Source organism: Psychromonas saccharinae, assembly GCF_051201515.1.
Taxonomy (GTDB): domain Bacteria; phylum Pseudomonadota; class Gammaproteobacteria; order Enterobacterales; family Psychromonadaceae; genus Psychromonas.
Map to the genome: position 1 here is coordinate 1,551,746 of NZ_CP195153.1, position 21,370 is coordinate 1,573,115.

Annotated in this window: 15 protein-coding genes and 1 pseudogene; 7 read left to right on the plus strand and 9 right to left on the minus strand. The window is 37.4% G+C overall.

The window, feature by feature from the left end; genetic code table 11:
* Nucleotides 1–136 precede the first annotated feature (136 nt).
* Nucleotides 137–412: an HU family DNA-binding protein gene (locus ACR30L_RS06870; protein ID WP_435237287.1), complete on the plus strand. Its 276-nt coding sequence runs from the start codon at nt 137–139 to the stop codon at nt 410–412.
* An 86-nt stretch (nt 413–498) separates the two neighbouring features.
* Nucleotides 499–2,391, plus strand: coding sequence for a peptidylprolyl isomerase (gene ppiD, locus ACR30L_RS06875; protein WP_435237288.1), 1,893 nt, complete (start codon nt 499–501; stop codon nt 2,389–2,391).
* A 667-nt stretch (nt 2,392–3,058) separates the two neighbouring features.
* Here ppiD and tnpA read toward each other — a convergent pair.
* Nucleotides 3,059–3,472: an IS200/IS605 family transposase gene (gene tnpA / locus ACR30L_RS06880; RefSeq protein ID WP_435237289.1), complete on the minus strand. Its 414-nt coding sequence runs from the start codon at nt 3,470–3,472 to the stop codon at nt 3,059–3,061.
* Between the two features lie 23 nt (nt 3,473–3,495).
* Here tnpA and ACR30L_RS06885 point away from each other — a divergent pair, with 23 nt between their 5' ends.
* Entirely contained in the window at nt 3,496–4,710 is a 1,215-nt protein-coding gene (locus ACR30L_RS06885; protein ID WP_435237290.1) for an RNA-guided endonuclease InsQ/TnpB family protein, read from the plus strand.
* A gap of 361 nt (nt 4,711–5,071) precedes the next feature.
* Here the strand turns inward: ACR30L_RS06885 and ACR30L_RS06890 are convergent, their stop codons facing one another.
* Together ACR30L_RS06890 and ACR30L_RS06895 are read right to left on the minus strand one after the other, a co-directional pair.
* Complete coding sequence (locus ACR30L_RS06890; RefSeq protein WP_435237291.1) at nt 5,072–5,656, minus strand: YhcB family protein; 585 nt, start codon at nt 5,654–5,656, stop codon at nt 5,072–5,074.
* A 123-nt stretch (nt 5,657–5,779) separates the two neighbouring features.
* Entirely contained in the window at nt 5,780–8,776 is a 2,997-nt protein-coding gene (locus ACR30L_RS06895; RefSeq protein WP_435237292.1) for a DUF748 domain-containing protein, read from the minus strand.
* 244 nt (nt 8,777–9,020) lie between these two features.
* Here ACR30L_RS06895 and pfkA point away from each other — a divergent pair, with 244 nt between their 5' ends.
* Nucleotides 9,021–9,983, plus strand: a complete 963-nt coding sequence (gene pfkA / locus ACR30L_RS06900) for a 6-phosphofructokinase (RefSeq protein WP_435237293.1) — start codon at nt 9,021–9,023, stop codon at nt 9,981–9,983.
* Nucleotides 9,984–10,044: 61 nt separating this feature from the next.
* Here the strand turns inward: pfkA and cueR are convergent, their stop codons facing one another.
* Together cueR and ACR30L_RS06910 are read right to left on the minus strand one after the other, a co-directional pair.
* Nucleotides 10,045–10,431, minus strand: coding sequence for a Cu(I)-responsive transcriptional regulator (gene cueR / locus ACR30L_RS06905; protein WP_435237294.1), 387 nt, complete (start codon nt 10,429–10,431; stop codon nt 10,045–10,047).
* A gap of 11 nt (nt 10,432–10,442) precedes the next feature.
* A complete protein-coding gene (locus ACR30L_RS06910; protein ID WP_435237295.1) occupies nt 10,443–12,830 on the minus strand; it encodes a heavy metal translocating P-type ATPase in 2,388 nt (795 codons plus the stop codon).
* Between the two features lie 932 nt (nt 12,831–13,762).
* Here ACR30L_RS06910 and ACR30L_RS06915 point away from each other — a divergent pair.
* The 3 genes and pseudogenes from ACR30L_RS06915 to ACR30L_RS06925 all read left to right on the plus strand — a co-directional run bounded on the left by ACR30L_RS06915 (nt 13,763) and on the right by ACR30L_RS06925 (nt 16,774).
* Nucleotides 13,763–14,956 carry a HEPN/Toprim-associated domain-containing protein gene (locus tag ACR30L_RS06915; protein ID WP_435237296.1) on the plus strand — a complete coding sequence of 398 codons (1,194 nt, stop codon included), beginning with the start codon at nt 13,763–13,765 and terminating at the stop codon, nt 14,954–14,956.
* Nucleotides 14,957–15,001: 45 nt separating this feature from the next.
* Nucleotides 15,002–16,123, plus strand: a pseudogene (locus tag ACR30L_RS06920) (transposase); the annotation flags it as partial.
* 204 nt (nt 16,124–16,327) lie between these two features.
* Nucleotides 16,328–16,774, plus strand: a complete 447-nt coding sequence (locus ACR30L_RS06925) for a DUF2262 domain-containing protein (protein WP_435237297.1) — start codon at nt 16,328–16,330, stop codon at nt 16,772–16,774.
* A 176-nt stretch (nt 16,775–16,950) separates the two neighbouring features.
* Here ACR30L_RS06925 and ACR30L_RS06930 read toward each other — a convergent pair whose 3' ends face one another.
* The 4 genes from ACR30L_RS06930 to ACR30L_RS06945 all read right to left on the minus strand — a co-directional run bounded on the left by ACR30L_RS06930 (nt 16,951) and on the right by ACR30L_RS06945 (nt 21,317).
* Nucleotides 16,951–17,697 carry an ABC transporter ATP-binding protein gene (locus tag ACR30L_RS06930; protein WP_435237298.1) on the minus strand — a complete coding sequence of 249 codons (747 nt, stop codon included), beginning with the start codon at nt 17,695–17,697 and terminating at the stop codon, nt 16,951–16,953.
* Nucleotides 17,697–18,785: a FecCD family ABC transporter permease gene (locus ACR30L_RS06935; RefSeq protein ID WP_435237299.1), complete on the minus strand. Its 1,089-nt coding sequence runs from the start codon at nt 18,783–18,785 to the stop codon at nt 17,697–17,699. Before ACR30L_RS06935 ends, ACR30L_RS06930 begins: the two co-directional genes overlap by 1 nt.
* Complete coding sequence (locus tag ACR30L_RS06940; RefSeq protein WP_435237300.1) at nt 18,782–19,948, minus strand: ABC transporter substrate-binding protein; 1,167 nt, start codon at nt 19,946–19,948, stop codon at nt 18,782–18,784. The genes ACR30L_RS06935 and ACR30L_RS06940 overlap by 4 nt, the downstream gene beginning before the upstream one ends.
* Nucleotides 19,949–20,420: 472 nt before the next feature.
* Nucleotides 20,421–21,317, minus strand: coding sequence for a LysR family transcriptional regulator ArgP (locus ACR30L_RS06945; RefSeq protein ID WP_435237301.1), 897 nt, complete (start codon nt 21,315–21,317; stop codon nt 20,421–20,423).
* Between the last annotated feature and the right edge of the window lie 53 nt (nt 21,318–21,370).

Here is a 21,370-nt window from a genome sequence, read left to right on the forward strand (position 1 = left end):
AGAGTTTTTTATAAATTTACTTGCACCAGTGTAAATTGCAACGTAGCCTAGCATAAGGATTTATTGAGAGCTGTGTTTGTTACCTGTTTAACTATAAAGATAAACACAAAAAATATAAAAAAATGGGGAGTTAAAAATGAATAAAGGACAATTAATCGATAATATCGCTGAGAGTGCTGATATTTCTAAAGCTGCAGCGAGCCGTGCTCTTGATGCATTTATTGATACTGTAACAAATGCATTAGTTGAAGGTGACAATGTGTCTCTTATCGGTTTTGGTGCTTTTTCTGTTAAAGAACGTGCAGCACGTACTGGTCGTAACCCACAAACTGGTGGTGAAATTCAGATTGCAGCAGCTAAAGTACCTGCATTTAAAGCTGGTAAGTCATTGAAAGATGCTATCAACGCTTAAGCAGTTTTTAGTTTGGTTATATTTTTAATTTAAGCGCATCCTATGATGCGCTTTTTTGTTTCTAAATTATTAGAGAAGAAAAAGTTATGTTAGATAAAATGCGCGAAGGCTCGCAAGGCGTTGCAGCTAAGCTTATATTGGGTGTAATCATTCTGTCCTTTGCTTTAGCAGGGGTGAGCAGTTATTTAGGCGGCGGTAATGTCAATGTTGCTGTAAAAGTGAATGGACAGGAAATAAGTCAAGAAGCCATTGATCAAGCTTATCAAACTGAACGTTCAAACCTGCAACAACAATACGGCGATCAATTCGATATTCTTGCTTCTAATCCTAACTTTGCTCAACAGATTAGAGCACAGGCAACTCAAACACTTATTTCACAATCATTAGTTAGCCAAGCCATTTCTGATATGGGGTTAAGTGTCGGTGATGATCAAGTTAAAGATGAAATTCGTAATATGAGCGAATTTAGTGTTGATGGTAAATTTAATAATGATCTTTACCTTTCTATGCTGCGTCGTGCGTCTTATACGCCTGCAAGATTTAGTGAAGCATTAAAAGATGATTTAACCCGTCGTCAATTACTAAATATGTTAGTAGACAGCGAGTTTGTTCTACCGAAAGAAGTGACATCTGTGACGACACTTCAAGCACAACAACGTGTTGCTAAAATATTAAACATTCCTGTTGAAGACTTTATGGCTGCACAAGATGTTAGCGATGAAGATGCTCAAGCTTATTATGATGGCAATCAACAACAGTACCAATACCCAGAACAAGTGAGTGTTGATTACATTTTATTAGATGGTGATGCGCTTAATATCAACGTGACCGATGAAGATATTGAAAGTTATTATGATCTTCATAAATCTGATTACCAACGTGCAGAACGCCGTAAAGTTGCGCATATTCTTGTTGAAGGCGACACTAATGCATCTAAAGAAAAAGCAGAAGCCATTTTAACTGAACTTAACAATGGTGCAGATTTTGGCGAACTTGCAAAAGAAAAATCTGATGATACTTTCTCAGCTCAAAAATCAGGTGAATTAGATTGGTTTGAACGTGGCGTAATGGATGCTAATTTTGATGATGCTGCCTTTGCATTAACCAAAGAAGCACCTTTATCTGGTGTTGTTGAATCTGATTTTGGTTATCATATTATCAAATTGCTTGATATTGAAGCTGGTGAAACATTGCCGCTTGATGAAGTGAAAGATAAAATCATCGCAGCAGTTAAAAAACAGCAATCTGAAGACATTTTCTATGATAAGCAACAGAAACTAGGTGAAGTGGCATTTGAGTCTCCAGATAGCCTTGATGAAGCATCTGAAGCGATTGAAAGTCCAATCTTACATGCTGAGTTATTTTCAGCAGACAATGCACCTGAAGCGTTATCCGATAGCAAAGTATTGCAAACTATTTTCAATACAGAATTTATCGAAGATGGTCTGAATTCAGATGTGATTGAGTTGGCTTCGAATAAAGCGGTTGTTGTTCGAGTAAATGATCATAAAGAACCTTCAACTCAACCTTTAGCTGAAGTAAAAGAAACTATTATCGAACAATTGAAAGCTAAAAAAGCGCAGGTTGCAGCACAGAAGTTTGTTGATGAGTTAATGGTCAAACTAAATGCACAGGAATCGGTTGATACATTATTAGCTGATAACGATTTACAATTTGGTGATGACGTTACGCTTTCTCATTATAGTAATGACCAAGATTACCAAGTTGTTAATAAAGCATTTAAACTGCCTAAACCAAGCGACAATGCAGTTACTTATGGTGAAACGTCAACAACGACTGGTGACTTTGCGATTATTGCTTTATCTAAAGTCATTAATCCTGCTCCTTCAGAGTCCGATGATGCTGTAAAAGCACAATTAGCGCAGATGTTGGAACGTTCAGCATCAGATGCAACTTATCAAGCATTTGTTGCACAGCTAATGGCTGAAGCAGATATTGAATACGCAACGGGTTCTTAAATTTTAAGATAACGTTAGTATTTAAGGCGACTTTTAATAAGTCGCCTTTTTTTTCATTTATTTTAAGGTTTGTTATACCATTAATTGTATTAAATATGTTCTCTAGATTTTGCGAAGGAAAATGGTTGTTTCCTTTACGGAACTTTAACAAAGAAATAAATAATGTTAATCACTAGATCACTAGGGTCTGTTTATCTTTTGTCGCCGTTCCTGCTGGAGGCTATTTTTTACTCTGGCAAGGCGGAAAATTTAAGTAATAGCCATCTATAGTTAACATTTGACAACGCAGTCAGCGTAAAAAAGAGTCCCAGCCCTTCGGGTAATGCCTAAAAGTAACTCACTCTGTGTTGCTCAAAGTTTATTTAGAATGACTAAACCTCACTTTTCGTGCCTTGATTGAGTTATTTTTAGGCATTACAGGTTAGGCTACGAAAGATAAACAGACCCTAAATATTATTACGATTGCTATCACTTCCGTCTGGTTTTATTCAATACCGGAACAATGCCTCGAGAGCGAGAGCTCTATGCCTATTTGCTACCCAAAATAATATAATTGGGATTATTTTGTTATCTACCTGATTGCGCCAAGTGCTCCATCTAAATCTAACGAGCTTTAGCGAGTTAATTTAGGTGGTGGTGAAAGGCGCTCCACTACGAAGTAGTGGCTTTACTCAAAGCCCTCTTGTTGCTCTAAGTATTGTTTTACAATCTCAAGTGGTGCGCCTCCACAACTAACTAAACAATAACTCCTGCTGTAAAAAACAGGCTTCCAATAAAACTTACTCAAGTGGTCGGCAAACTCCTTTCGCACAAGCCTCGATGTAGCCGTTTTCAGACTATTAACCATCTTACTTGGCTGAACTTTTGGATTGGCAGAAATTAAGAGATGCAGATGGTCTTGCTCACCATTGCATTCTAAAAGCTCACAGCCCCAAGTCCCTAACAACCTTTTATATTGAGCCTCTAGGTACGCGGCAACCTCTGGCGTTATGCAGCGGCGACGATACTTAGTGACTAGAACTAAGTGGTAATGAATATTATAAACGCTGTGATATAGCGTATTTAAAGCTTGTTTTTTCATAACAACTAAATATACTCAATACTATGAAAAAAGCAATCCGTAAAGTCACATACAAACTAAAAGCATCGGCTTCTCAAGAAGAGTCGCTGATGAATTTGTTTGTGCATCATCACCAGTTATACAACTGGGCTTTACGTGATCGCATCGAAACATACCGAAATTCTGATTACGGACTTAATTTTTCAGAACAATGCAAAATCAACACCCTATGGCGCAAGAATCGTAAGGTACATGGTATTTTTAATGCCAATGCCCAAAGTGAGCAAGTCACGCTAAAGCGAGTCGCACTTGCCTTTGATGGGTTCTTTAGGCGATTAAAGAAAGGCGATAAAAAAGCGGGATTTCCGCGATTTAAACCATTTCAACGATTTAAAGGTTGGGGGTATAAATCTCATGGTGACGGTTGGAAGCTCCACTTGAAAGATAAAAAACACGGTGCTGTATATTTGGCTGATATTGGTGTCGTTAAGATCCGAGGCAGGGCTAGAAATGAGAACGGTAATCCTAAAACGGCAGAGATTATTCGCAAAAATAGGGAGTGGTATCTTTCTGTATCAATGGAATATGACCACATTGAACGAATATGTGGCACTAAAGCAATCGGTTTGGATTGGGGCGTTTCTTATTGTTTTTCAACGATTGATCAAGATGGTAACTTTGAGCAAGTTGAAAACCCTCGCTATCTTAGAAACAGCAAAGAACAGCTTGCATCCTTGCAGCGTGATTTGGCGTTAGCAAAGAAAGGCTCTCGTATTCAGCGTAAGCTAAAGTATCGCATAGCCAAACTTCACCAGAAGATAGCCAATCAACGACTTGATTTCACCCATAAAGAAACGGCTAAATTGGTTGAGGTCGCTGCGCTTATCGCCACCGAAAAATTAACTGTAAAGAACATGACGCGCAGTGCCAAAGGCACTGCTGAGAAACATGGCAAGAACGTAAAACAAAAAGCGGGGCTGAATCGAGAGATCCTAAATACGGCTCCCGCAATGACTCTTAATTTGCTGCGATACAAAGCGGAAGAAGCTAGTAGCGAATTTGTTGAAGTGCCAACAAAGCAAGTTAAGCCAAGTCAAACCTGCCCTGATTGCGGAGCTAAGAAAAAGAAAAGCTTGGCAGTTCGCTGGCACTCATGCGAGTGTGGTTGTGAAAAACCACGCGATGTTGCGAGTGCGCAAGTGAATTTAAACTGGGCTTTAGGTATTCAGGCTGGGAACCAGCCTAAAAGACTAACTTAGGTTTTTCTTTTGAAACTCCTTCAAAATATAACGAGCTTTAGCGAGTTAATTTAGTGGGAGTTGTTCATTATTTGGTTAATTTACAAAGGTAGATTTAGATAAGCTTCAATAAATAATAGGGTAAAAATAATACTAAATAGCTATTGATAAAATAAACTGCAGTATTGTTTAAACGTTTATTTATACTGGTAGATCGTGGTAAGAATTTACATGAAATAAGGGTATTTAAAGCTAGTTAGATCAGCGTTTACATGTTTTTAAGAGGAGGATTTAAAAATAAATGCTTGGTAGATTAATGGTCGTGTTAGAAGCGCTAGCTTATTAAAAACTAGCGCTTTGTGAAGTTAGTCTTAATAGGTGACTATTTTTTCTCTTCTGTTACTTTTACTGGTGTTTCTTCAGTCTGTTCAGATTTAATTTCGTCATCTTCAGGTTCTGAGGTTGTTGTCTCTTCGACATCAGCAGGTTGTTCTTTGACGGTATCTGTATCATCTTCGTTACTTACCGCTTCTTTTTCACCGTCTTCATCGATTGTTTCGTCGGTGTTAAGAGGGGCTGTCGTTTCATCGATATCGATTTGTTCAATATCACCTAATGCAGGATCAGATTCTACTGTTTCTTCTTCTAACTCTGTTTGAGCCGGTGTATTTAATAATGGGAAGTGTGCGTTGTTTTCTTCATCTAGCAACGTTTGTGACTGATCAGCCATATGATTATAAAGCTCTTGGTAACTGCTCGCTACTTTACCCATTAGTTCAGCACTGTCATTGAAATGGTTATTAACTTTCGCTTTATATGCGTCTAATTCCGCTTTGTTTGCTTCAATTTCTTTTTGTTGAATACTTTGTTTTTTACTCGCAAAACCGAAATGAGAAATGATAAAACCAATAATACCACCTGCTACAAAGGTGAATAAAAAAGTTACAATCTCGTTTGTTTCATTCATATTAAGTTTCCTATCATTATGATTAAATGTTATCGGATGAGCAGAGCTACTATCCTAATAACCCGATAACAAATTTACTTTATTGACTATTTATTGTTAATAATAACCATCTTACTTTATATATTACTTACTTGTAAGTGTAAATAATGTTGCAATCCCATTTTCTTCTGCCTTTCCTTCCAAAGAAGGTTGTAACGCAAAAATTTGTTTATCTTCAACCTTTTCTTGCTGAATTAATTGAATTTTAATTGCGTTAAGACGACGTTGTGCCAATTGAGTGAGTTCAAGTTCAGCAATAGGTTGTTTTTCTTTGAGTACATTTTTCAAAGATTGTTCATAATTTTCTTTAATAACTTGCTGTTTTTTGTCTTTATCGGGATCTTTCTCCGTTAGTAATAATGCATTTTGCACAGTTGACTTTATTTTGTTTAATTCATTATTAGCATTAAATTTAGTCAGCAGTTCCTCAATAATATTAAGGCGTTGTTGCTGGTCAATATTATTGTTGATGCCTGATTGCGTAAGTAGTCGATCCATTTTTACCTGTTGTAGTGCAAGTGTATCCTGTTGTTTATCGACATAAGGACGAATTTCCAATGCTAATTTAGGACGGCTTTTTAATACGTCAGCCAATGTTGCCAATTGCTCATTATTTTCAGACGATAAAGTGGCCTTTCCTGCTGCAAAGTCCAATGATTTTAATTTATCAGGATCGCCTCCAACTAAATTAGCTACCATTGAAAACGGTGAGGTCACGGCTTTAGTAATTAAATTAACGAAGGTTTTCATTAAAATTCCGCCAATTGCAAAATCAGGGGAATTCATATCACCGGTGATTGGCAGTTTGATATCAATGACACCGTCTTTATCGGTAAATAGGGCAAGGGCCAGTTTAAGTGGTAGATCGATGGCTTCTTCACTCTTGATTTTTTTACCGAGTGTAAATTGATCCAGTACGAGGTGGTTTTTTGCATCCAGCGCATTTTTAGCAATTTTATAATTTAACGTTAAGCTCAGTTTACCTTTGTCGATACTATAACCTACATAACGACCAGAATAAGGGGTCATTGGAGCCAGTTCAATTTTGTCAAAAATAACATTAAGGTCTGTGTAGAGATCGCCTGACAGTGGATTGATTTTGCCCGCGACTTTCATTTTCCCATATTCTTCAATATTACCGTCAATATTGACATCTGCACGGGCTAAATTATCCGATGATAGTCCTGTTATTTCACCGTTGATATGTTCAATGCTAGTGCCAAATTGTGGTTTTAGGGATAAATCGGCAAAGTAAGCATCACCATCGGTAATGACTATTTTATCAATGGTAATAGGTAAAGGTTGTGAATCAGTTTTACTTTCCGTTGTTGCAGGCGATGTATCAGTGGTTGCCGTTTTATCTTCCGGTGCAGGGGCATCGTCACTATTAATCGCTAACTGAGCAAGGTTCATTGAACGGTTTGGTGTGATAACAAGTCGTGCGTAGGGTTGTGTAATTGCAATTTTATTAATCGCAATACTTAATGGATTTAAATTGACTTTGATAGGGTCGATAGCAAGACTTTGCCAGCCAATTAAACGCTGATTAATTCGAGTGTCTTTGGTGTTAAATTCATTAATATTAAAACCACCCTGGAAATCACCCGCAATTTGTCCGGTGTTGTCATTACTGACATTAATATCACCTTCGACGGAAAGTTTACCTTGTTCTAATCGAACCTTGGCAATGTCATTCAAATAAGGCTGAATAGCGGTTAGGGATAAATCCTTAAGCGATAAATGCGCCTGTAGATTTAATGGGGTTGCGGTTACGTTACCACTAATATTTGTATCACCTGCTTGATCAACTGAGTAAGCCAGATTAAATGGAAGGCTTTTCGATAAATCCTGGCTAACATCTTTCACATTGAAGTTGATTTTATTAATCGAAATAGTGGCATCTGTAGAAGGTTGTTTGTCAACATAATTGACTTGGCTATTATTCAAGGCAACGTCACTAATAGCCCACTTGAATGTTGATGCTGATTCGGTGTTGGCGGCGGCAGTTTCTTTTGTTGCGCTTTCTTCGGGTTGATTTGCAAAGGGAGCTAATAAATTAATATTGCCTTGTTTATCTCGATTAACGTTTAAATCTAAACTATCAATGGTCACGTTATCAATTTGCACCTGTTGATTTGCCAAACTGAAACCAATAGGGCCAACGTTTAATTTAGCTATATTGGCAAAGCTTTCCGGTGCGGCTTTATTCGCAACTTTTATATCGCTTACCTGTACATTCGCGTTACGAATATTAAGTTGCATAGGGTCATTGGCCATACTAAATTCATAGTCACCTGAAATACCCACAATAGCTTGTTTTAAGGTATAAGGTACTTGTTCAGAGAGGTATTCCCAAAAATCTTGAACTCTTAGACCACTGATATTCAGCGAACCTTTTGACTGAACAGGCGTCATGCCCAAGGTACCATCCCAGGTGATATTTTGTGCTTTACCAAGGGATATATCTAAGTGATAAGTTCCTTCCTTTTCGCCAAAAGTGAAGAAATTTTTCAGGTTAAATGAAATAGGGTGAAGTTGGTAAGTTACCGGCTGAGCTGGAGAGTTATCGACTATGTTGATTTTACCATCAACTAAATTGATGTTATCAAAGAGTAGCTTAACCATTTCGCTTTCTGTTGTTTCTTCTGCCGCTGCTTCTGGTGGATTTTTTTCCTGTTGTGCTTGTATCGCATGTTGAAAATTACTCACACCATTTTTATCGAGGGTCACATTGATATTGGGATCGACTAATTCAATATCTGCAAAAGTAAAAGCACCTTCAACGATAGAGCGTACTTCGAAGTTGATATAAAAGCGCTTAAAAGCAATTTGTTCAACCGACTCTTGATCTGCAATATTTAAATTATCGATTGAGAAGGTGAAGTTGTAAGGATTAAATTCAACTTTGTCTATTGTTGCTTGCCACCCAAGTTGCTGTTCGACTTGCGCTACAATCGTTTTATGAATGTATTTAGGGAGTGCAATAAAACCACCTAAAGTATAAATGGCGACTAATAACAAGCTCCAAAAAAGAGTGGAACGATAGAATTGTCGACTGAATAATTTTTGCAGATATTTCACATTATCTCCCTGTTCTTGTTGCAAGAACTGTTATTGGTGGTCTTATTTAGGGAAGAATTATAATCTACCCCCTTTTGTATTTATAGCTTCAATTAAGGAATAAATCCGATCCCGATGGTGGATGTAAAAATAGAGGAATATTTAGCGATAACATGAATAAATAAAATTCACCTTTTTTTGATTGTTCAATAAGTTATACTTTTTGTTAATAAGGTTATTTTAAAAATCGATTGAGGAAAATACGATGGTAAAAAAAATTGGTGTGCTAACCAGCGGTGGTGATGCACCGGGAATGAATGCGGCTATTCGAGCAGTGGTTCGTGAAGGTCTCCATAATGGTTTAGAAGTGTATGGGATTTACGAGGGTTATGCTGGGCTGCATAAAAATAAAATAGAGAAACTTAAACGCTCGGATGTCTCCGATGTCGTTAACTATGGAGGAACTTTTTTAGGGTCAGCGCGTTTTCCTGAATTTAAAGAGGAACATATTCGTCAAGAGGCCATTGAAAATCTTAAAAAACATGGCATTGATGCGCTTGTGGTTATCGGTGGTGACGGTTCTTATATGGGGGCTAAAAAGTTAACGGAAATGGGCTATCCGTGTATTGGTATTCCTGGCACGATTGATAATGATATAGCAGGTACGACCTATACGATTGGTTATGATACCGCGCTTAACACCGTTGTTAATGCCATAGACCGTTTGCGTGACACGTCTTCTTCCCATAAACGAATTTCCATTGTTGAAATCATGGGGCGTTACTGTGGTGATTTAACATTACGCGCAGCAGTTGCAGGGGGGATTGAGTTTATTGTTGTGCCTGAAAAAGAATATAATAAAGCGGAATTTATTGCGCAAATCAAAGAAGGTATTACACGTGGTAAAAAACATTTGTTAGTGGCGGTTTGTGAACACGTTACCGATATTCGACAGCTTGCAAAGGACATTGAAGCCGAAACAGGGCGAGAAACACGAGCAACTATTTTGGGGCATATTCAACGTGGCGGTGTTCCCACTGCACGGGATCGTATTATCGCTAGTCGTATGGGATCTTTTGCCGTGAAAAAATTGCTAGAAGGCCATGGTGGGCGATGTATTGGTATGTTGAATTCAGAAATGGTACATCATGATATTATTGATTGTATTGAAAATATGAAGCGTCCTTTTAATAAAGAGCTTTATGATCTTTCAAATTCCTTATTCTAATCGAATAAACAGGTGCGCAATAAGATAAAAATATTATTGCGCTATCCTTGTACCCGTTGGGTTATTGACGAAAAGCATCAATAATCGCACAATCTGGGTTTTCATCACCATGACACTGCTCAGTGATTTGCGTTAGCGTATCAAGTAAGGCTTGTTGTTGTGAAATCCTCGCTTTTAGTTCTGCTATTTTTTGCAAAGCAATTTTTTTCACATCGGCACTGCTGCGAGTCGTATTTTCGCATAAATGTAATAAATCCTTGGCTTCCTTTAGATTAAACCCTGCATCTTTGGCTCTTTTTATAAAGTGAAGCTGTTCAAGCAGTTGGTCAGAGTAATAGCGATAGTCATTATCTCCTCGGGTTGGTGAGATTAAGCCAATTGACTCGTAATGACGAATCGACTTAACTGACAATCCGGTGTGTTTCGCTGCTTGGCTAATGGATAACATGGCGTGTCCTCTTAATCTTTAAATCGTTTTAGTAATAACGAATTAGTTAATACCGTGATACTTGAGCAAGCCATCGCTGCACCTGCAATCGCTGGATTTAAATACCCTAATGCAGCAGCTGGAATAGCAATACTATTAAAAATAAAAGCCCAAAATAGATTTTGTTGTATCTTACGCCATGTCGCTTTAGAAATATCAATCGCCGTAGCCACTAATCGAGGATCGCTGCGCATCAAGGTGATAGAGGCACTTTGTTTTGCGACATCACTACCACTTCCCATGGCAATACTCACATCAGCTGCTGCGAGAGCGGGGGCATCGTTGACTCCATCGCCTACCATCGCAACGTCATGTTGTTGCTGTAATGATTGCAAATGGGCTAACTTTTCCTGTGGCTTTAATTCTGAAAAGTATTGATCTACCTGTAATTGTTGGCTTATTTTTTTTACCGTCGTATGTTTATCTCCGCTTAAAATAACGGTGTTTATATGGCGTTTTTGAAGTGCTTGAATAGCAGGTTCACTTTCCGGGCGAATTTGATCCACGATGGTTATATAACCACTAAATTGCCCATTTTCTGCAATATAAACAAGACTGCCTTGTTGTTGCGATGCGGCTTGAAGATACGCATTGGGAATCTCAATACCAAAGCGCGTCATTATACGTTGATTACCCGCAATCACGGCAAAACCATTAATCATACCGTGTACACCTTCTCCATTAATCGCCTGTACTTGGTCGGCTGAACTGATTGAAATATTATGTTTCAAACAATAGGATTTAATCGCATTGGCAATAGGGTGTTTACTACCTGCTTGCAACGCATTGAGTTTGCTTAGCAGCATATTATTATCACCGGTTAGATTTACTATTTCAGTAATGCGCCCATTGCCCTGTGTTAGGGTACCCGTTTTATCAAAAATAACCGTTCGTAAACGATGTGCCTGCTGTAGGGTTTTAATATCTTTAATTAATATGCCGTGCTGTGCAGCAACCCCCGTTCCCACCACAACGGCGGTCGGTGTTGCTAATCCTAAGGCACAGGGGCAGGCAATGACTAATACAGATACGGTACAGATTAATGATTGTTGAAAATCGTTACTAATCAAGTACCAACTTAAAAAAGTCATGGCTGCAATTACCAAAACAACGGGGACAAATACAGCGCTTATCTTATCGACTAATTGCATCACAGGCGCTTTGCTCATTTGCGCATTTTCAACCAGGGAGATGATTTTATTTAATGTGGTTTGTTCTCCAACTGCAGTCGTTTTAATCAGTAAAACCCCATCACCATTAATACTGCCAGCGATGACAGCACTGTTTCTTTGTTTTAAAATAGGGTTGCTTTCACCGGTTAATAACGACTCATCAATATGACTTTTTCCCTCAATCACAATGCCATCTACGGCAACTTTTTCACCAATCGCAACTTCGACTAAATCATCAACTTGAATATCTTCAATATCAACCTCAATGAATTTCTTTCCTTTTTTTACCCGTGCTTTATTCGGACGAAGTGACATGAGTGCATTAATAGCGGTACTGGTACTTTGTTTGGCCCGATGTTCGAGGTATTTTCCAAGTGTGACGAGGGAAATAACGAGGGTGCTTGATTCAAAATACAGTGGCATATCCGAGCCGCTTAAAAATAGGATCAAACTATAGAAATACGCTGCGCTACTGCCCAGTACAACGAGCACATCCATATTGGTCGAATAAGTTTTTAAGCTAGACCATGCTCCCTTATAAAATCGCCATCCGATAAAAAATTGTACGGGTGTCGCTAATAGAAATTCACTCCATGGTGCGAGTAATGGTTGATGATCATTGAGGCTCATATTCACCATGCTAATTAAAAAGGGCAAACTTAATAACATTGCGATAACGATGGTAAATAATGCTTTTTGGTTAGCACGTTGCTGCTGTGCCATTTTCTGTTGATGCTGAACATCAAGGTTTGTTTTAGATTTTAATGTTAATTGATAAGGCACTGATTGCGATAATTCAGTTATTTTTTGTTGTGTTAACGCCCCTTGAATTGTTCTAATTTGAACGGTTTCCGTGGCTAAATTACTCTGGGCTTCAATCACTAATGGTTGTTTATTAAGTATTTGTGCCGTTTTATTTGCACAGCTTATGCAATGCCAACCCGTTGCCGATAATAGTATTGTTTCCGTATCGGTTTGGTAGCCTTTCTGTTCAAGCACTTGAAGAATATCGGATAGGGTAGTGCGATGGTCAATATTGTTTGAAAAATTTATTAATGCACTTTCTAACGTAAAGTTAACTTGTGCCTCAATACCCTCAATTTTGTTAAATGCATTTTCTAAAGAGATTGCACAATTTGCACAGTTCATGCCATACACAGGTAATGTTAATGTAGTGACCGTTCCCATAATTGACCTCTAATTCGGTAACAATGAATAAATCGTATTATGTGCCCATTGCAATATCTTGAATACGCTTTAGATAAAGCATAAAAGGGCTTTACTTATTTACTCTAATTTTAAGGCTTACCCTTAGGGGAAGGTCAATGTCTTGAAGGCATTTTTCTGATGTTTATTAATGATGGACTGGTAATATACCCGTTACCATTCAAGATGCAGAAATCAGCAAGACGAGAGGTGAGCAGATTCTAGGCATAAAGGTGAAGATCTAACGGGTTAAATCGAGACTTTATAACAACGAAGATGTTTGCCTCTCGTCTTGCCCTGCGGTTCACTATCTCGAACACCAATACTGCGTTATAACATTCGATAAGGACTAGCCATTAAAGATGTAAAGTCTTGTTTTTACATCTACCGATAGAGGATTAACGCAGTTAATCGCTCGAAAGGTCATCATGTTACGCCTTGCCTTGGTATCCGAGCTAGTGACTGATAAACGCATCTTGATTGGTAACGGGTATAGAGTTTGTGACTGGTTTAATTTATCTAGATCTTTTAAAGGATAAATGACCATTTTGGTAGCTTGATTGCCAGTTAATAAGCCTTAATGGTTTTTTCAGCGTAATGTTTCATTCTCATTTGGTCTGAAATTGCAGATAAAAAGGGTGATTTCATAATAACGCCTTATTTTAATTGTAAATTGGATTTATATACAGTGAGGGGGGGTCTACATTTCCACCGTAAATCTGGCATGTTGTCGCATTTCTACATGATTTATATTTCACAATTGTATTTTAACTATTTGATATACGGTTAGGTTATAGTAAGATTTATTTTTGTTATGTAATTAGATTGCAGCCGTATTTGCAACGGAATTACGACTTTCTGCTGTCTAAGAAGCTGTTAAATGCATTTCAGGAATGTCAAATCCAAGGATAATTATGGGTTCAATTGTAAGTTTAGGTATTGGATATTTTGAAATTGACTGGGGTAAAAACAACCTTTTTATAAATCATTCCAAACTATTTTTGAAAGGCGATAAAAAATTAATTAATTCGTATGATTATGAAGGTGAATTATTTCAAGAATTTGGGTACTCAAGGAAGTTAAGAGATGTAAAGCTTCGGCTTGATTTACTTGGTTATTCAATGGGGGGCATAGAGAAAAAATACAATAATATAGTTGCCAACTTCCCTGAATACTATCCAGAGATTAATCTTAGCTTCGCTGAATTTACAGAAGTGATCTCTGAAATAGATTTGAGTAAAATTGCATTTTCTGAAGATCACCCTGATCCTGATTTAGGAGAATATGTAACTAAAATAATATTTTCAAAACCAGAGTTTGCAAAATTATCTGAGAAGATAGACATAACGGATAATGATATAGGTACTTTCTTTGAAAACTTAGACCCTTATATACAACTAAGGATTTTTGCTGAAAACAAAGCGAATTTAGACTTAGATCTTGAATGGAGGACACAAGACATTATTAAGGGTGGTTACGTTAATGAAGATGAATTATTTGAATGTATTCAAGACAAAGATAAGTTTTTAATTGTCACTGAAGGAACCTCTGATTCTTTTGTTATAGAAAGGGCAATTAACTTATTACGGCCTGATATATCAGACTTTTTTACTTATGTAGATATGGAAGAAGGTTACCCTTTTTCAGGTACTGGTAATTTATATAAATTTTACCAAGGCTTGGTAAGTATTAAAATGCAAAATAAATGCCTATTTATCTTCGATAATGATGCCGAAGGTATAGAGACATTCAATAAATGTGTTGATATTACAGGACCAAACAATATTCGAGTAACTAAGCTGCCTGACCTAGACGAATTTAATGACTTTTTAACAATTGGGCCAAATGGAGAACATAAAGTAGATGTAAATGGGCAAGCTGTTGCAATTGAGTGCTTTCTAGATTTATCGTATAAAAATAGAGATACTCCAATTATCAGATGGTCTTCTTATAAAAAATCTCTTCAATTATATCAAGGCTCGTTGGTAGGCAAAGATTACTACACTAAACAATTTAAAAAGGTAAAAGATAGAGAGGAAAATTATGACTTTTCAAAATTATATTTTCTAATTGATCATATTTTCGACCAATGCATACAAGGCGTTTAAACGTAACAAAAACAGTGTGTTACGTTTCGCTTCGCTACACATTATATGTTTGCGATTGATGGCTGCAAAATTAGATCCAATGCAAGCAAGGAATGGAGCGGTACGTTTGAAGAGCTTGAGCGTAAACAAACTAAACTACGCCGCGCAAGCCAACGCATTATAGCGCGTCATCAAGCTCAAGATAGTTTGAGTGAAGATGAAGTTGCTCATGATTTAACACAACAGGCCAAACTTGATAAAAGCGCAGATAAAATTAAGGCATTTTTAGCGAGCAATGAAGAGAAGCTAGGTAGTCAGAGAAAACCAGTGAAAAGTAATATCACCGATCCTGATAGTGCAAAGATGACGACCAGCAAAGGCACTATCCAAGGCTACAACGGCATTGCCATTAACGATGATAAACATCAAATCATCTTACAAGCCCAAACATGGGGCTCAGTTGGTGAGCAACAAACCTTAAAACCCGCTATTGAGCAGTTACAAAAGCAACTCTCCCAATTAGGTACGCCCGATACATTATCTCAAGCTAAATTCACCGCAGACAGTGGTTTTCATAGTGAGGTAAACCTTGAGTTCATGGCAACCACTGGGCTCGATGCTTATATGGCTGATACTGCTTTTAGAAGCCGTAACCCTTTGTTCCAAGAAAGTGAAACCTACCAAACAGAGCAAGAAAAACGACGAATAAAACGCAGTAAAGGCCGACCAAGGTTATTTAATAGCAACGACTTTTATTTTGATAAAAAGAAAAATGAATGCCATTGTCCTGCGGGTAAAGAAATGTGGTTAAGTGTTAAAAACATTGAAACAGCAGGTCGGCAGTATGTACGTTTCTCAGGTTACTTAAAAGATTGTCGTGTTTGCTCATTACAAAAGCAATGTATGCGTAAAGCCCCCACTAAACGAGGTCGACAAGTGCAGTTTGAAACAAACAGCAAAGGTAAAACTATCTCGTATACCGACAAAATGCGGATAAAAATAGACAGCGGTGTAGGACGGCGGCAATACAGTAAACGACTTGGCGCCATTGAACCCGTATTTGGTAATATTACGGTCAATAAAGGCATGAATAAATTTACACTGCGCGGGCAAGAGAAAGTAAATACGCAATGGCAGATGTATTGCCTTGTTCATAACATTGAGAAGTTAAGGAATAGTTTACATTAACCTAAGGGTTAAGCCCTTAAACCGCAATAATCCAGTCTAATTAACCTTATAAACACCTTTACAACTCAATTTAATCAATCATTTATTGAAAAGAGAATAATCTATTTGAATCTCAAGTAAATGTGAATTAATGTGGTTTTTATTTTAAATAATCAGGCTGAAAATGAGAAATTCTACAGCCTCGTTATGCGTCAGGAGTTTTCAATGGAATGGCAATCTACAATAACTGATAATGATATTGGTGTGCTCACATTTGATGAGGAAATGAATTGGTATACAGTAATAATGAATACTGGACACGGCAATGTAGAAGTTTCACTCGGATGTGATGACTTTGAAAACCAATCAGATCTGTTAAAAGACCTGAAAGGTTTTTGCTTTAATTTAAATTCAATATTAGATAGTGCATTACATGAGTTTGTAAAAGATTTGCTACCTCTGAAAAATGAAGATTGGTTGTCTAGTTCCGAGAGTATATATACGGAAAGTAGCTTCTTAAAACGGGTTAAGTCATCGAAAATTAGTATTAGTATGAGTGAGGGGGGACTAGCTGAAATATTTTTTGATGATCACGGTCTATTTGCAGATCACTCGATGGTAGTTTGGCATGAAGAAGATGGTGTTGTTAGCGGTTCCCATCTAGCAGGCTGAGCGCATAACAAACGATTCAAATCGGAACAAAAACAGCTGGCTTTGTTTACAAGTTTAGCCAGCAATTTTAGTTCGCTTGAGCGGGCGGTATAAGGTAATTAAATCGAACTCGTAGTATGGTTAAATCACTCCTCTTATTTCATTGAAAATCTAGTTTTTAGATTGGATATCGTGCGCTATGAACGCACGACGACTACTGGATATTCATCTAATTGGATAATCTGGGAGTTAACATTAAACAAATTATAAATTAACTGCTTATCGATAATTTTTTTAGGTTCTCCATATGTAAATAATTTACCATTATCTAATGCCGCTACTTTATCTGAGTATTGGATTGCTAGGTTTAAATCATGCACAACCATCAGCGTACATGCTGAATACTCTCGGGTGTAGGTTTTTACATATTCAAGTAGTTTTAATTGATTCTGCATGTCTAGGGCAGAAGAAGGTTCATCGAGAATTAATACTTTTGGTTCATTTATAATGGCTTGTGCTAACCCAACCATTTGACTTTCACCGCCCGATAACTCAGTACAGGTTTTATTAGCAAGATGAAGGATACCAATACGTTCGAGCAATGCTAATGCTTTTTCCGCACTGTTGGCTTTAATAAATAATGAGTTAACACTGACGTGCATTGTGGTGATTAATAACTCCACAACAGTGATACTGGCTGATATTCGATGATCCTGCGGCAAATATCCAATATCATCTAGGGTTAGTGGTTTGCCGTTCAATGTAATCAATTCAGGATTCAGGCGAAATAGTTTAGTCATTTGTTTAAGTAAGGTCGATTTACCCGCACCATTTTTACCAATTAATGACACTATTTCACCTGAATGAATTTCTGGAATCGTTAAATTGTCTAAAATAACGTTTTTTGAAAAGGAGACAGATAGGTTTTGAATGCAAAGGCTCATTAGAATTTCCCTCCTTTTTTAATGATTAAGAAAATAAAAAAGGGGACACCGATTATCGACATCATCACCGTTAATGGCAAAATAATTCCAGGCATTAGGGATTTACTCGCAATTGAAGCGAGTTCAACTAATATCGCGCCTAATAAAACAGAAGCGGGTAGAAAGAAGCGTTGATCTTCGCCTAAAATCATACGTGCTATGTGTGGTGCGACTAAACCAACAAAACCAATTGCCCCAACAAATGAAACAGATAATGCGGTGATTAAGGAAACCAGTAACAACGTTTTAATGCGTAGCTTTTTAACATTAATCCCCATTGACTCAGCACGTTCTTGTCCGATTTTTAATGATGATAGCTTCCATGCATCTTTCATCATGATAATTAAAACAACGGGCAATAAAATAGCGAGTATTGTTATTTTCTCCCAGGTGCCTCTGTCTAGGGCTCCCATTTGCCAGAAAACCAAGGTTTGGAGTTGAGTTTCAGTTGCAATATATTGCATCATGGTCAGCATGCCATCATAGGCAAACATAATCGCAACACCAAATAGCATGACCCCCTCAACGGAAATTCGTTTTAAAGATGACATGCCAGCAATCATAAATGTGGTTAATAAACACATTATAAATGCCATTACAGCAACTTCATATTCCGTTGAAATAAATGGAATAGAGACAATATTGGTAATCACTAAAGACGCCCCAAAGCCTGCGGCCGCAGAAATACCAAATGTGTAAGGATCAGCTAAAGGATTGTTTAAGGTAGTTTGCATTTGTGCTCCGGCCAATGCGAGTATTCCACCAACAAAGGGTGCCATCAGCGACATTGGCAGGCGGATTTCCCAGACAATGATGCGATCTGAGATATCACTGTGCGAGGGATCCAACAGGGTTCGAAGTACCGTTGATAACGTTAACCCTTGTGAACCGATTAATATGTCTGCAATTAGAAAGGCAAGCGTAAGCAGAAAGAAAATGACTAATGCGACTTTCTTTTTTCTTTCCCGAGACCAATGCAATGTTAACGCTTCTCGCATTGGCGTATTTATCACTTCTGCTGGATGTTCTTTGTAAGCTATATCAATCACTTTTGAATAACCTTAAAGTTATCTTGGCCGAAACTACCTTCAACTTTGCGATTTCCAAAGCGAAGGTTCATTTCTTTAAATGTTTCTGCCGGATCTAAATCTTTAAATTGTTCTGGATAAATCCATTTTGCAAAATATTCCAGTGCAACTAGGTTATATGGGGAGTTATAAAATGGCATGTAAATAGAGTAAACTCTTTTAGTTTGATATGCCTTTGTCGCTTCCATCCAACGACGTTTCATCAAATCTTCTGTTGCTTGATGGATTGCATTTTTATTTAATGGTGCATAACCAAAAGGAATGCCTGCTTTAGGCGTACCTTCTTTATCTAACCAACCGGCGGTTTGCATAATGTAAACATCCGATTGAAGAGTAATCACGCTTTCTGCTGACATTTGTCCCGTGATTGCGCCTTTTAATGGCTTTTCTGCAATATTTGTCGCTTTCAAAAAGGGGATGTATGCGCCCATATTACCTGTCGCGAACGTATGGCAGCATGAACTTCGGTAACCGGCTGCTCGTTCGATAAATACTTTTTGATTTAATTTTTCTTTTGGCATTAGCGCAATTGTGTTGCTTAAGGTTTCAATGTGCTGTTGGTAGTAGTCTGCAAATTTTTGGCCTTGTTCTTTCTTACCTAATGCCGCTGCTAAACTTGTTACTGACTGTACGGTATTTATGATTGGGTTTTCACGGAAGTCGATAGCAAGTACTTTAATACCCGCTTGATCGAGTTTTTTAAGTAAACCTTTATCTTGTGCTAATTTGATGTTCGAGATATCAACGACAAAAAGGTCGGGCTTACGTTCCATATTAATAAAACGCTCAGTATCAAATTCACTCGATTTTATTTTTCCGATATGTAATACATCTTTGAGTTGAGGGTAATCTTTTATGTAATTGGCATACATAGAAGGGGCTGATCTCACCATATCATCACGCCATGCCACTAGATGATCCGCCGCTTTCTCTTGATAAAGCATTTCTAGTAATGGGAAAACACGGCCCGTTGATAAAGCAATATTTTGGGGTTCTTTATCAATTGTAATTGTTCTTCCCGCCACATCTGTAACGGTTACGGGGAAAGTATCAGCGAATACTGAATGAGTAGGTAGTAGCATTGAAGCAGCTAGCAATGAGCATGATAAGAATAACTTTTTCATTAATATAAATTCCAGATTGGTGAGTATTGGATATGATTTTGCAAAAGATAATGCAACTCATTATCAATTGCAATGTAAATATTTAATTTTATGATAATTATTTCAAGTAATAATATTTTTAGTTTATAAAATACAGAGGATTGGCGGCTATTAAGTCATGATTAATGTTGTTTCAAAACAAGGGGGACAGTGACCGTTGTACTTGCCTGATAGACTTAAAAATATTGCTGGAGCAAATAATACGGTTTATAAAATAAAAAATATTGATGCTTTTATTTTGAGAAATACATGGTGGCTGTGTTTTTTCCGAGTAATTTTATGTTAAGCCTAATGAAAGGCGCTTTTTATATTTTAAATTTAATAACAATAAATCTAGTCGCAGTCAGTTAATACGATGCTAGAACGGTAGTGACCTGAATTTTTGCATGACTCATCGTTAGAATTGTTATCTAATTTAAAACTTATTTGATGGTTATTTAGGCAAATGTTGCTGCGTGTAATTCAATACATCTTCGGTTAATTGGGTCATTAATGCACCCGCTAGTTGCCAATGATGCCAATAAAGCGGGATCCTGATGATGTGATCCGGTAAAAGATTGATTAACTCTCCACTTTGTATGTATTTCTCGACCAAAAAACGAGAGTTGAGACTGTATCCCCCACTGGCTAATGTTAAATCAACAAATGCTTCGGAAGACCGGACCGTATGACAGGGGTATTGTCCCTTTTCGAGGTTAAAATTTTCCGCTAAAAATGCGATGTGAATATCATCGTGTTGATCAAAGGTTGTTGCTGGTGCAGATGAAAGGGATTGTTTGTTGATGCCATTTTTGAAAAATCGTTGAATAAATAATGGGGTTGCAACACAGATGTATTCCATATAACCCAAAAAGCAACTATCACTTCCGACGATGCTTTTTTCTTTACTTGTCACGCAAGCGAGCGCTTCTCCACTTCGCATTCTTTCCCAAGTACGTGATTCATCTTCAACATAAAGGTTTAATTCAATATTTTTCTGTTGCAATAGCGGTGTTAATGCAGGGATAAACCAACTCGATAAACTATCCGCATTAACGGCAATGGGCATTAATTGAGCCTGTTGATCATTGTCGTTAAATTGATTGACAAGTTCAGCTTCGAGTTGCAAAACCCGTTGATAATGCCCTAACAGTTGTTGACCAAGCGAGTTGGGTTGTATTGGTTGTGCTCTAATAAGTAAAGGTTGTCCCAATTGTGTTTCTAATAATTTTATCCGTTGTGAAATGGCTGACTGGGTAATGTGTAAGCGATGTGCTGCACGTTCAAAGTTTTGCTCGATGACAACGGCATCTAATGCTTTTAGTAGTTTGTAATCAATATTAGAAAACATATTATGACCTATTATTAGAAATTCTAATCAACTATAAATATTATTAGTTATAT